We start from the raw sequence: 12284 nt of genomic DNA, 5'->3' as shown, positions 1-12284 counted from the left end.
GGGGCTCTTGGTATTGAACAACTCCAAGCTAAATTTACCCAACAACTCCCAATAAACCATTTAAAAGCCGTGGTGGGTGATCAATTACAAACACCCACCACGTGTCGTTGCGGGCCGGTCTCCGACGTAAAATTGGAACACGTTCTATTATGGTTGCGCGGGGGAAGCGTGACCATGGAGGACGTATGCCGTTGGATCGGACCGCCGAGGACCTGCTGGCGGTGGTGCGGGAGTCGCCGCATGCGGTCGCCGCGCACGACAAGGCGGCCTGGGTCGGGTTGTTCGCCGAGGACGCCGAGGTGCACGATCCGTACGGCTCGCGTGCGCACATCGGGGTCGAGGCGATCTCGCGTTTCTACAACGTCTTCATCGCGCCGAACACCATCGGCTTTCATGTCGACCGTGATCTGGTCGCCGGGCACACGGTGGTGCGTGATCTGCGTATCGAGACCACAATGTCGACCGGCGCCACCGTCTCTGTGCCGATGCATCTGCGCTACGACCTGGTCGGCACCGACGACGACTGGCGGATCAGTCGGCTCGCCGCGCACTGGGAACTGGGAGTGATGATCGCGCGACTGGTGCGCACGGGGCCGTCGGGACTGCTCGCGGGCGCGAAGCTCGGGCCGCAGCTCGTCGCAGAGCTGGGTGTGGGTGGCGCAATGGGCATGATGGGGGCGTTGTCCGGCGTTGGAGGGGCTGGGAAGCGTGTCGTCCGCAGGCTGTTGGAGGCGGCCGCTACCGGCGACTCGGCTGGCGTACGCGCATTGCTCGACGAGTCGGCGGTGGTCGAATTTCCTGCCGGCCGCCCGAGTTCGGTGGCGGGATTTCTTGATCGCACGCGGGATATGGAGTGGGACAAGATGATCGCTGCCGGGCGCACCGTCAGTGTGAGCGTTCGGGTAGGCGCGTCGCGCGGCGTGGCGTTCGTCGACTTCGCCAGGGGGCGATCGCGCGTCACCGCGGTGCGGGTCTTTCTCGATGGCGATCCGGCAGACGACTGAGGGTTCACCGACCGAGCCGCGGCCGTGAATCCTGCTGTCGTGGCCGGACGTGCGCGTCGCGCCGGAGCATGGCTTCGTCGGGTGAGTTCCTTCGTGGTGGCCTCGGATCGTGCGTGCGTCGATCGCGCGCGGTAGGTTCGGTCTCAGGCCGACTTCTGGAGGTTCGTGTGCATCTGCGTGGTGTGGTTCTGCCCGGCGACGAGGAGCGCGACCTCTGGGTCGTCGACGGCCTCGTGACGTTCGGGCCGGTGCGTGGCGCCGAAACCCTGTGCGGCGCAGGGTGGATCGTGCCGGGCCTGGTCGACGCCCACTGCCACGTCGGCATCACCTACGGCGGCGGCGACGAAACACACGACGGCGCGATCGAACAGGCCGAAACCGAACGTGACGCGGGCGCGCTGTTGCTACGCGACGCGGGCTCACCGATCGACACCCGCTTCATCGACGACCACGCCGAGTTGCCCCGCATCATCCGCGCCGGCCGCCACATCGCCCGCCCCAAGCGCTACATCCGCGAACTCGGCATCGAACTCGACGACGAACGCGACCTGCCTGACATCGTCGCCGAGCAGGCCCGCTTCGGCGACGGCTGGGTGAAGATCGTGGGGGACTGGATCGACCGCTCCGTCGGCGACCTGCGCCCGCTGTGGAGCGACGACATCCTGAAACAGGCCATCGACGCCGCCCACGCCAACGGCGCCAGGGTCACCGCGCACGTCTTCGGTGAGGACGCGCTCCCCGGCCTGATCAACGCGGGCATCGACTGCCTCGAACACGGCACCGGCATCACCGACGACACCATCGAACTGATGGTCGCCAACGGCACCGCCCTCGTCCCCACCCTCATCAACATCGACACCTTCCCCGGCATCGCCGACAGCGCCACCAAGTTCCCCGTCTACGCCGCCCATATGCGCGACCTCCACCGCCGCGTCCGCGACACCGTAGGCAAAGCCCACGAAGCCGGCGTCCCCATCTACGCGGGGACCGACGCGGGCGGCTCCATCCGCCACGGCCGCATAGCCGACGAAATCACCGCCCTGACCGGCGCAGGCCTGACCCCCCACGAAGCCCTCGGCGCCGCCTCCTGGAACGCCCGCACCTGGCTGGGCCGCCCCAGCATCGACGAAGGCGCCCCCGCCGACTTCGTCGTCTACGCCCACGACCCCCGCACAAACCCTCAGTCGCTCACCGACCCACAATGGGTGGTGTTGCGTGGCCTGGTCGTGAAGACCCCCGACCCGGTCACCGGACACCGCTGAGGCCGCAGTACCGACACCGTTCTTCGCCGAGGGGTGACCCTAGGGTTACCGTAAATGGTTTCCCGGAAATCGGTACACTTGACTCGACCCGTTGTGCGGAGTCAAGCAACTATTGACCTGGGTCTTAGTCGAGCGGTCCATCGCGGGTAGGCGGGGAGGTTGGCTGGAGATGACCATGAGCGCCGAGGTTTCGATGATCCATCCGTTGGGCCCCAAGACTGTGGAAGACTGGCTTGCCGAAGAGCAGCCGGTCGATGGATCTCGACTCGAACTCATCTGGGGGTACCTGCACATGACGCCGCCGCCGGGTGGTCCACATCAGTACGCCGCAGGTGAGTTGTTCGTGGTTCTACGGGCCGCTGTTCGTGCTGCCGATCGCTCCGACCTCACGGCGCTTCCCGCTGTTGGCGTCCGGATCAGTACTCCGTTTCGGATTGGCATAATCCCGGACGTCGCTGTGGTCAGTGTTCCGCCTGACCGCGTCAACTTCGCCGCAGATGACCTGGTGTTGGCTGTGGAAGTTTGGTCACCCGGCAACAGTCGTGAGGAACGAGACACAAAAATCGCGGCCTATGCCTCGGCGCGGGTTCCGTATCTGTGGATCGTTGAGCTCCCCGCTGGCAAGTCGGCACGGTTCTGGGGCTACACGCTGGGCGAGTCCGGCTACCGCCAGGAAGTGTTCGCTACCGATGGCGAGACGGTGAAGGCGCCCGGTCCGGTGCCGGTGATGGTCGACACCTCGCAGTTGCGGTGAGGTAGCGCGCGAACGGCGGAGGCGATTTCCGGGCTCGGCTGGTCGTCTGGCAGAATGAACTCTCGTCCTTCCTGGACAGTGTCAGCCCGTCTCCGGTTACGTACCGCGCGGCGGTCACGCACACATGCGCGAAACCGGACCTGCAGACCATGTGGGTCGCTGAATCGCGTGGTGACCAAACTACTGAAAGAAGACCTCACAGCATGTCTGTCAAGATCAGGCTCACCCGTCTCGGCAAGATCCGTAACCCGCAGTACCGCGTCGTCGTCGCCGACTCGCGTTCGCGTCGTGACGGCCGGGCCATCGAGTCCATCGGCCTGTACCACCCGAAGGAAGAGCCTTCGCTGATCCAGATCGACGGCGAGCGCGTCGCGTACTGGCTGTCGGTCGGCGCGCAGCCCACCGAGTCGGTGCAGCGTCTGCTGGAGATCACCGGCGACTGGCAGAAGTTCAAGGGCCTGCCGGGCACCGAGGGCACCCTGAAGGTGAAGGCCCCGAAGACCTCCAAGCTGGACCTGTTCAACGCCGCGCTCGCCGCCGCCGACAACGCGCCCACCACCGAGGCCGTCACCCCGAAGAAGAAGGCCGCCAAGAAGGAAGAGGCCGTCGCTGAGGAAGCCGTCACCGAGGCTGCCGAGTAATGACTGCTGTTGTTGCCGATGCCGTCGAACATCTGGTTCGCGGCATCGTCGCCAACCCCGACGACGTCCGTGTCGAGCTGCTCACCGGACGTCGCGGGCGCACCGTCGAGGTGCATGTCCATCCTGAGGACCTGGGCAAGGTGATCGGGCGCGGTGGTCGTACCGCGACCGCGCTGCGCACCCTGGTCGCCGGCATCGGCGGCCGTGGGATCCGGGTCGACGTGGTCGATACCGACGCCTAGATGGAACTCGTCGTAGGTCGGGTCGCCAAGTCGCACGGCGTGCGCGGCGAACTCGTCGTCGATGTTCGCACCGACGAGCCGGAGGTCCGGTTCGCGCCGGGCGTTGTGCTGCATGGCAGAATGCCGCGCAGTTCGGCGATCACCGACTACACCGTGAAGTCGGTCCGAGAACACTCGGGCCGACTTCTGGTCGCTGTCGACGGTATCGACGACAAGACCGTGGCCGACACCCTGCGCGGCATGCTGTTCATCGTCGACAGCGATTCGCTGCCGCCGTCGCAGGACGACGACGCCTTCTACGACCACGAACTCGAAGGCCTCCGGGTCGAGTTCGCCGACGGCACGCTCGTCGGCACGGTCACCGAGGTGCTGCACTCGGCCGCGGGCGAACTGCTGTCGGTGCGTGCCGCCGACGACGGTCGCGAAATTCTCATTCCCTTTGTCACCGCCATCGTGCCGACGGTTTCGCTCGCCGATGGACTGGTGGTCATCACCCCGCCCGAGGGCCTGCTCGATCCGGAGTAATTCGTGCAACTCGACGTCGTCACGATCTTCCCGGAGTATCTCGAGCCGCTGCGCACCGCGCTGCTCGGCAAGGCCGTCGACAAGGGCCTGATCTCGGTCGGTGTGCACGACCTGCGCAATTGGACGCATGACGTGCACAAGTCGGTCGACGATTCGCCCTACGGCGGTGGCCCTGGCATGGTCATGAAGCCCACCGTCTGGGGCGACGCCCTCGACGAGGTGTGCCCCGACGACGCCCTGCTCGTCGTCCCCACCCCGGCCGGTGTGCCGTTCACCCAGGCCACCGCGCAGCGCTGGGCCACCGAGAAACACCTCGTCTTCGCCTGCGGGCGCTACGAAGGCATCGACCAGCGCGTGTTCGACGACGCCGCCCGCCGCGTGCGCGTCGAAGAGGTGAGCATCGGCGACTACGTGCTCATCGGCGGCGAGGCAGCGGTGCTCGTGATGACCGAAGCCGTGGTGCGCTTGATCCCCGGCGTGCTCGGCAATCAGCAGTCCCACCAAGAGGATTCGTTCTCCGACGGGCTCCTCGAAGGTCCCAGCTACACTCGGCCGGTGTCGTGGCGTGGCCTCGATGTGCCCCCGATCCTGCTCTCGGGCGACCACGCCAAAGTCGCCGCGTGGCGCCACGAACAGTCATTGGAACGGACGGCGCAGCGTCGTCCGGATCTGTTGCCCTAGCCCTGGACCACCCGGGTGGTGATACAGAACGGATGCCCGGCGGGGTCGAGTAGCACCCGCCAGCGCGGATCCGGTTGTACCGGTGCGGGTTTCGCGCCGATCGCGAGCGCGTGCTGTTCGCACAGATCCAGGTCGGCGTCGGCGGCGAGGTCCAGATGTACCGCCGCCGTGCCGGGCCACTGCGGCGGAAAATAGTCCTCGACACGCTGTGCGGCGACCGTGAGCCCCGACGGGATACGGATCCCGACGCTGTGCGCGTCGTTCCACAGGACACGGCCACCGAGTAGCCCGAGGTAAAAGCGGGCCAGGGACTCGGGGTCGTCACAGTCCAGTGAGAGGCCGGCCAGTTGAAAAGGCTCCGTCATCGGACCGACGGTACCGGGCCGGATGCGCCCCGAGTTTGTTTTGTACCAAAGACATTTGGGTATTCATAGGCGGCATTCGTTGTGTAAACGTCCATACTGAGGATTGCTCGTTCCATTCGGAACGGGTTCTGGCCGGGGTGACTGCCCTTCGGTGCGCGGGTGGGTGGGGTCGTCTCGCCGATTTCCCTGCGTAGCCGTTGTCCCGCTGGAGGTTTCGGAGCCTTCACTGTCGGCGCGGCAGAGCTGCCAGGTGGACGAATCGCGAGCGCGGCCGCTGGATGCCTCGTCGCTCCGCCTCGATCGAGTCATCAAAGGTGACGAATTGCACAATTGGGACATCGAGTCGTGGCGGCGCAATAGCGACCACCATGGTCGCCGCTTTCGGGGTCGCGCGGTCCTACGGTGTGCCACATTCTAGGGAGGACGCCGAAGTGTCACCGCGCGGCAAGGAGAGTTGCTGATGTCAGAACCCAGTTACAGCTGCGGGCCCGCCGACACCGCGATGCTCGGCGACACCATCGGCGCGAACTACGCGCGCACCGCCGCCGCCCACCCTGATCGTGATGCCCTCGTCGACCAGATCACCGGGCGCAGCTGGACCTACCGGGAAGCCGCCGCCGCGATCGACGCGCTGGCCACCGGTCTGGCCGATCGTGGGATCGTCGCGGGTGATCGGGTGGGCATCTGGGCGCCCAACTGCGCCGAGTGGTACCTGGTGCAATACGCGACCGCGGTCGTCGGCGCGATCCTGGTCAACATCAATCCCGCCTACCGCACCAGCGAACTCGCCTACGTCCTCGGGCAGTCCGGGGTGCGGATGCTGATCGCGGCGCCCGAATTCAAGGGCTCCGACTATGTCGCGATGATCGAACAGGTCCGCCCGGACTGTCCCGCGCTGGAGCACGTACTGGTGCTGGGCACCGTGGAGTTCGAGGTGGTGGCACAGACGAGTCCCGACGCCACCCGGTTGGCGGAGATCGGCGCCGGTTTGTCGGCTGACGACCCGATCAACATCCAATACACCTCGGGCACAACAGGTTTCCCCAAGGGCGCCACCCTGAGCCACCACAACATTCTCAACAACGGCTACTTCGTCGGCGAGCTCTGTGCCTACACCGCGGCCGACCGCATCTGCCTGCCGGTGCCGTACTACCACTGCTTCGGGATGGTGATGGGCAATCTCGCCGCCACTACACACGGTGCGGCCGTGGTGATTCCGGCGCCGTCGTTCGATCCCGCCGCGACCCTCGCCGCCGTCGCCGCGCAACGGTGCACGGCGCTCTACGGCGTGCCGACCATGTTCATCGCGATGCTGGCCGAGCTCGACGCCGGCGTCGACTACAACCTGTCGAGCCTGCGCACCGGCATCATGGCGGGCTCCCCGTGCCCGGTCGAGGTGATGAAAAGGGTGATCGACCGGCTGGGGATGAGCGAGGTCGCGATCTGCTACGGCATGACCGAGACCAGCCCCGTCTCCACCCAGACTCGTCGCGACGACAGCATCGACCGCCGCACCGCCACCGTCGGACGCGTCGGCCCGCACCTGGAAGTGAAGGTGGTCGACCCGGTCAGCGGGCGGACGCTGCCTCGAGGTGAGCCCGGCGAACTCTGCACCCGCGGTTACTCGGTGATGCTCGGTTACTGGAACCAACCCGACAAGACCGCCGAGTCCATCGACGCGGCCCGCTGGATGCACACCGGCGATATCGGCGTCATGGATGACGACGGCTACCTCTCGGTCACCGGCCGGATCAAGGACATGGTCATCCGCGGCGGGGAGAACATCTATCCCCGCGAGATCGAGGAATTCCTCTATACCCATCCCGACATCGTCGACGCCCAGGTCATCGGCGTTCCCGACGACAAATACGGCGAAGAACTCATGGTCTGGCTTCGACTGCGTGGCGGTGCGCAACCCCTCGACGCCGCCGCCGTCAGAGCCTTCTGCACCGGCCGTCTCGCCCACTACAAGATCCCGCGCTACGTGCACGTGGTCGACGAGTTCCCGATGACGGTCACCGGCAAGGTCCGCAAGGCCGAAATGCGTGAACTCGCCAGGGATCTGCTCGGCTGACCGGCCGCGACTCGGTCCCTCGCGGGTTCCCTCTTTTGCTAGCGTGTTTTCGACAGTCGGGCGTTGCGCTGCGGTTGCGAATGATGATGGGGGAGACGGTGTTCCGTCGAGCGGTTGTGGTGTCGATATCGGTCTGCGCGTTGGTCGCGACGAGTGGGGGAGCCGCCGGGGCCGGACCGGGTGGTGTCGGTGTGCTCCCGAGCCCGAGCGGCCCGCTGCCGGTCGGCGCCACGACGTTGCACCTGGTCGATGCTGCACGGCCCGATCCGTTCCAGCCGGACCGGTCGAGGGAACTGATGGTGTCGGTATTCTACCCGGCGACCGACGTGAACCGTTATCCGCGTTCGCATTACGTGTCGACCGAACTGATCCCCGGACTGGAGAAGACCCTTGGTGTCGAGCTCCCCGGCGCACTGACGCACGCCCACCGGGAGGCGCCCGCGCGTGCCGGGAGCACATATCCGGTCGTGCTGTACACCCCCGGCGCCGGTGTCTCGCGAATTCTGGGTACCGGGCTCGCCGAAGACCTGGCCTCGCGTGGCTACGTGGTGGTGACGATCGACCACACCTATGAGTCGGGTCCGGCCGTCGAGTTCCCCGGCGGCCGGATCGTACGACCCGCCGCGGCACCGAACGGCTTCGACACCGCCATCCGCGAAAAGTACATCGCCGCAAGGCTGCTCGACTTCCGCTTCGTCCTCGACTCGCTCACCGCGTTGGCGGCGGGGACGAATCCCGATACCGAATCCGATGCTCTGCCCGCCGATCTGGGCCGGGTACTCGACCTGGACCGAGTCGGCGCCGTCGGACATTCCTCCGGCGGGTACGCCGCCGTCGAAGCCATGCACGAGGATCGTCGCATCGACGCCGCCGTAGACCTGGACGGGCAGATCGGGGTGGACGAGGCCTTCGGTCGCGCGGTGACCGAAGGCGTCGACCGGCCGACACTGGTCTTGACCAGCAGTCAGATCGAGGAAGTCGGCGACGGCAATCCGTCCTTCGACGCGTTCTGGCAGCGGGCCACTGGCTGGAAACGTCATCTGGCCATTGCGAATTCGGCGCATTACGACTTCACCGACATGCCGTCGCTCGTCCCGGCCGTCGCCCGGCCCGCCGCGTCGACCTACATCGGCACCATCGACCCGGACCGCATGGCGGCGCTCGTGCGGAGCTATGTGGCGGCGATGTTCGACAAGTTCCTGCGCGGAAACGCCGACACTGTGCTGGATCGGCCGATCACCGAACCCGAGGTGACGACGATCCGCTGACCTGGGTGTCAGCGGGCTGTCGGTGTGGAGCTGTAGTCTCTGCGGCTGTGACGACAGCGCCTGAGATCGCCGACAGCACGACCACCATCGCCAGCGTAGGCAGGCGGATCGCCGATGAACTGGGGGTGCGCGAGACCCAGGTCCGCGCCGCCGTCGAACTGCTCGACGGCGGTTCGACGGTGCCGTTCATCGCGCGCTACCGCAAGGAGGTCACCGACGGACTCGACGATGCCCAATTGCGTCAGCTCGAGGAACGGCTCGGCTACCTGCGTGAGCTCGACGAGCGCCGCGGCGCGATCATCGAATCCATCCGCGGCCAGGGCAAACTCGATCCCGCCCTGCACTCGCAGCTCATGTTCGCCGAGACCAAGGCGCGCCTGGAAGACATCTACCTGCCGTACAAGCCCAAGCGCCGCACCAAGGCGCAGATCGCGCGCGAAGCCGGACACGAGCCGGTGGCCGACGCGCTGATCGGCGACCCGAACACCGATCCGGCCGGCTACACCGCCGAACAGCTCGACGGCGCCCGCTCGATCCTCGTCGAACGCTTCGCCGAAGACGCCGACCTGGTCGGTGAGCTGCGCGAGCTGATGTGGAACCGCGGCCAGGTCACCTCGACGGTGCGCGCGGGCAAGGAGGAGGCCGGGGCCAAGTTCTCCGATTACTTCGAGTTCAGCGAGCCCTTCCACAAGCTGCCTTCGCACCGGATCCTGGCGCTGCTGCGCGGGGAGAAGGAGGAGATGCTCACGCTGCATCTCGAGGCCGATACCGAGGAGCCCGCGCCCGGCGAGCGCACGATCTACGAGGGACGCATCGCGGTCGCTTTCGGCATCGCCGACAAGGGACGTCCGGCCGATTCCTGGCTGCTCGACACCGTCCGCTGGGCCTGGCGCACCAAGCTCGCCGTGAGCCTCGGCATCGACACCAGAATGCGGTTGCGGCAGGCAGCGGAGAAGGATGCGGTCGACGTGTTCGCCGCCAACCTGCGCGACCTGCTGCTCGCCGCGCCCGCGGGCACCCGCACCACCATGGGCCTGGACCCCGGTTACCGCACCGGTGTGAAGGTCGCCGTCGTCGACGCCACCGGCAAGGCCGTCGCGACCGAGGTCATCTACCCGCACAAGCCACAGGGGCAGACCGAGAAGTCGCTCGCCGTGCTGGCCGCGCTCGTCGCCCGCTTCAACGTGGAGCTCATCGCCATCGGCAACGGCACCGCCTCACGCGAGACCGATGCGCTTGCGGTGGAACTGATCTCGCGGATACCGGAGAACAAGCCCACCAAGATCGTGGTGTCGGAGGCGGGCGCCTCGGTGTACTCCGCCTCGGCGTACGCCTCGGCCGAACTGCCCGACATGGATGTGTCGCTGCGCGGCGCGGTCTCCATCGCCCGGCGTCTGCAGGATCCCCTCGCCGAGCTGGTGAAGATCGATCCCAAGTCGATCGGTGTCGGCCAGTACCAGCACGACGTGTCCGAGACGCTGCTGGCGCGCTCGCTGGGCGCGGTCGTCGAAGACGCGGTGAATGCGGTCGGCGTCGACGTGAACACCGCCTCGGTGCCGCTGCTCTCGCGCGTGTCGGGTGTGTCGGCGTCGGTGGCGGAAAGCATTGTGGCCCACCGTGATCAGAACGGGCCGTTCAACAGCCGCAAGGCGCTGCTCGAGGTTCCACGCCTCGGACCCAAGGCTTTCGAACAGTGTGCGGGCTTCCTGCGCATCCGCGGCGGTATCGACCCCCTCGACACCTCCGCCGTGCACCCCGAGGCCTACCCGGTGGTGCGCCGCATTCTCGAGCACACCGGCCGCGAGATGGCCGAGGTCATCGGCAACACCAGCACCTTGCGCGCACTGAAGCCCGTCGACTTCACCGACGAGAAATTCGGTGTGCCCACCGTCAGCGACATCATCGCCGAGCTGGAGAAGCCGGGACTGGATCCGCGTCCGGAGTTCAAGACCGCCGAATTCGCCGCCGGTATCGAGAAGGTGGCTGACCTGAAGCCGGGGATGGTCCTAGAGGGTGTCGTCACGAATGTGGCCGCGTTCGGCGCCTTCGTCGACGTCGGCGTGCACCAGGACGGTCTCGTGCACGTATCCGCGCTGTCGCACAACTTCGTCAAGGATCCGCGCGAAGTGGTGAAGTCCGGTGACGTGGTGAAGGTGAAGGTCCTCGAGGTCGATGTCGCGCGTCAGCGGATCGGGCTCACCCTGCGGCTCGACGACGAGCCGGGCAAGCCCGCGCAGGGGGACAATCGGGGTGGCGGTGCGTCGCGCGGCCAGGGTCGTGGTCAGCAGGGCGGTCGCGGTCCTTCCCCGGCTCGCAACCAAGCACGTCAGGGCAACGGCGGCGGCAACCAGCGCAAGCCGGCCGCCGCACCGACCGGCTCGATGGCCGACGCACTGCGCGCGGCCGGTTTCGGCAACAAGTAGACACGCGACGACAGGGCAGGCGGCATGCGACGGTGGCTCGAAGACGAGGTGATCGCGCACGGCCGCCTGCCCCTGCTCTGCTTCCTGCTGGGGTTCATCCTCGGCTTCGTGGTGATCCGGATCAGCGTGCGCATGATCCGGGCCAATGTGCGCTGGTGGCCGGGCAATGTGAAGGCCGGCGACACCCACATCCACCACATGGTGTTCGGCGTGATCACGGTCCTGCTCTCTGGCATCGGGCTGATCGCCACCGCCGAGGACGCCACCCAGATCACCTCCAGCGTGCTCTCGGCCATCTTCGGGATCGGTGCGGCGCTGGTGCTCGACGAGTTCGCGCTGATCTTCTATCTGCGTGACGTGTACTGGTCCGAACAGGGACGCACTTCGGTCGATGCGGTATTCGTCGCGCTCGCGGTGACCGGTCTACTGCTGCTCGGCGTGCAGCCGGCGACATTCCTCGACTACGACGAATTCCGCGAATCGGCCGGGGTCGGGGTGCGGGTGGCCGTAGCGATCACGGTCGTGGTGAACCTGGCGCTCGCCGCGGTGGTGATCGCCAAGGGCAAGATCTGGACCGGGCTGTTCGGCATGTTCTTCACACCGTTGCTGCTGGTGGGGGCCGTGCGTTTGAGCAGGCCCGGTGCGCCGTGGGCGCGCTGGCGCTACGGGAACCGGCCCAAGACCATGAGCCGGGCCATCGCCCGCGAGCGGCGGTATCGTCGACCGGTCATCCGCGCGAAGATCTTCGTCCAGGACCTGATCGCGGGCAAACCCGATGTCGAACACGCACGCACCGCCGCCGAGGCCGTGCTGGCGCGCACCGTCGTCGCGGCGCCGCCCGCCCCGCTGCCGCACCCGCATCTGCTGCCGCGCCGCCGGAGCGACTCCGCACTCGACGACCCGACTTCCGACCAGCACGGCGGCGAGTGAGGCCGATTTCAGTCGCGGCAACCCGGTCTGGCACAATGAACCGGTTGCCTTGGACGAGTCATGTCCGAGAGCACTCCTGTTCTGAGCATGAACCGGTCGAGCGCGCGAGTGCCGC

General features: G+C 66.9%; 12 protein-coding genes. 11 read left to right on the top strand and 1 reads right to left on the bottom strand.

From position 1 onward, the window contains the following. Positions 1-185 precede the first annotated feature (185 nt). The 7 genes from ACFW6D_RS03515 to trmD all read left to right on the top strand — a co-directional run bounded on the left by ACFW6D_RS03515 (position 186) and on the right by trmD (position 5109). The gene (locus tag ACFW6D_RS03515; RefSeq protein ID WP_379324363.1) at positions 186-1004 is read left to right on the top strand and encodes a nuclear transport factor 2 family protein; all 819 of its coding nucleotides are present in this window, start codon (positions 186-188) and stop codon (positions 1002-1004) included. A 167-nt stretch (positions 1005-1171) separates the two neighbouring features. Next, entirely contained in the window at positions 1172-2266 is a 1095-nt protein-coding gene (locus ACFW6D_RS03510) for an amidohydrolase family protein (protein ID WP_379324361.1), read from the top strand. 169 nt (positions 2267-2435) lie between these two features. Beyond that, positions 2436-3020: a Uma2 family endonuclease gene (locus ACFW6D_RS03505; RefSeq protein WP_379324359.1), complete on the top strand. Its 585-nt coding sequence runs from the start codon at positions 2436-2438 to the stop codon at positions 3018-3020. Between the two features lie 203 nt (positions 3021-3223). Next, entirely contained in the window at positions 3224-3661 is a 438-nt protein-coding gene (gene rpsP, locus ACFW6D_RS03500; RefSeq protein WP_379324357.1) for a 30S ribosomal protein S16, read from the top strand. Further along, the gene (locus ACFW6D_RS03495) at positions 3661-3903 is read left to right on the top strand and encodes an RNA-binding protein (RefSeq protein ID WP_056811833.1); all 243 of its coding nucleotides are present in this window, start codon (positions 3661-3663) and stop codon (positions 3901-3903) included. The genes rpsP and ACFW6D_RS03495 overlap by 1 nt, the downstream gene beginning before the upstream one ends. After that, positions 3904-4428 (top strand): ribosome maturation factor RimM, encoded by a 525-nt coding sequence (gene rimM / locus ACFW6D_RS03490; protein WP_379324355.1) that lies wholly within the window; start codon positions 3904-3906, stop codon positions 4426-4428. 3 nt (positions 4429-4431) lie between these two features. Then, positions 4432-5109 carry a tRNA (guanosine(37)-N1)-methyltransferase TrmD gene (trmD, locus tag ACFW6D_RS03485; protein WP_378965338.1) on the top strand — a complete coding sequence of 226 codons (678 nt, stop codon included), beginning with the start codon at positions 4432-4434 and terminating at the stop codon, positions 5107-5109. On the opposite strand, the gene ACFW6D_RS03480 is transcribed toward trmD, so the two are convergent. Then, a complete protein-coding gene (locus tag ACFW6D_RS03480; RefSeq protein ID WP_379324353.1) occupies positions 5106-5474 on the bottom strand; it encodes a VOC family protein in 369 nt (122 codons plus the stop codon). The two genes, trmD and ACFW6D_RS03480, sit on opposite strands and share 4 nt — an antisense overlap. Before the next feature lie 460 nt (positions 5475-5934). Between ACFW6D_RS03480 and ACFW6D_RS03475 the strand changes: the two genes are divergently transcribed. The 4 genes from ACFW6D_RS03475 (at position 5935) to ACFW6D_RS03460 (ending at position 12169) form a co-directional block, all read left to right on the top strand. After that, positions 5935-7548, top strand: coding sequence for an AMP-binding protein (locus tag ACFW6D_RS03475; protein WP_379324351.1), 1614 nt, complete (start codon positions 5935-5937; stop codon positions 7546-7548). A gap of 116 nt (positions 7549-7664) precedes the next feature. Next, entirely contained in the window at positions 7665-8816 is a 1152-nt protein-coding gene (locus ACFW6D_RS03470; protein ID WP_379324349.1) for an alpha/beta hydrolase family protein, read from the top strand. Positions 8817-8863: 47 nt separating this feature from the next. Continuing rightward, positions 8864-11239: a Tex family protein gene (locus ACFW6D_RS03465; RefSeq protein WP_379324347.1), complete on the top strand. Its 2376-nt coding sequence runs from the start codon at positions 8864-8866 to the stop codon at positions 11237-11239. 24 nt (positions 11240-11263) lie between these two features. After that, positions 11264-12169 carry a hypothetical protein gene (locus tag ACFW6D_RS03460; RefSeq protein WP_379324345.1) on the top strand — a complete coding sequence of 302 codons (906 nt, stop codon included), beginning with the start codon at positions 11264-11266 and terminating at the stop codon, positions 12167-12169. Positions 12170-12284 lie beyond the last annotated feature (115 nt).

It is taken from the genome of Nocardia sp. NPDC058705 (assembly GCF_042749305.1).
Lineage (GTDB): Bacteria > Actinomycetota > Actinomycetes > Mycobacteriales > Mycobacteriaceae > Nocardia.
Note: the sequence above shows the minus strand (reverse complement) of the source record. Positions and strands in the feature narration are given on the sequence as shown.

Coding starts and splice junctions, on each gene's coding strand:
- ACFW6D_RS03480 (WP_379324353.1), bottom strand. CDS start 5,474: ATGACGGAGCCTTTTCAACTGGCCGGCCTCTCACTGGACTGTGACGAC.
- ACFW6D_RS03505 (WP_379324359.1), top strand. CDS start 2,436: ATGACCATGAGCGCCGAGGTTTCGATGATCCATCCGTTGGGCCCCAAG.
- ACFW6D_RS03495 (WP_056811833.1), top strand. CDS start 3,661: ATGACTGCTGTTGTTGCCGATGCCGTCGAACATCTGGTTCGCGGCATC.
- rimM (WP_379324355.1), top strand. CDS start 3,904: ATGGAACTCGTCGTAGGTCGGGTCGCCAAGTCGCACGGCGTGCGCGGC.
- ACFW6D_RS03475 (WP_379324351.1), top strand. CDS start 5,935: ATGTCAGAACCCAGTTACAGCTGCGGGCCCGCCGACACCGCGATGCTC.
- rpsP (WP_379324357.1), top strand. CDS start 3,224: ATGTCTGTCAAGATCAGGCTCACCCGTCTCGGCAAGATCCGTAACCCG.
- ACFW6D_RS03460 (WP_379324345.1), top strand. CDS start 11,264: ATGCGACGGTGGCTCGAAGACGAGGTGATCGCGCACGGCCGCCTGCCC.
- ACFW6D_RS03515 (WP_379324363.1), top strand. CDS start 186: ATGCCGTTGGATCGGACCGCCGAGGACCTGCTGGCGGTGGTGCGGGAG.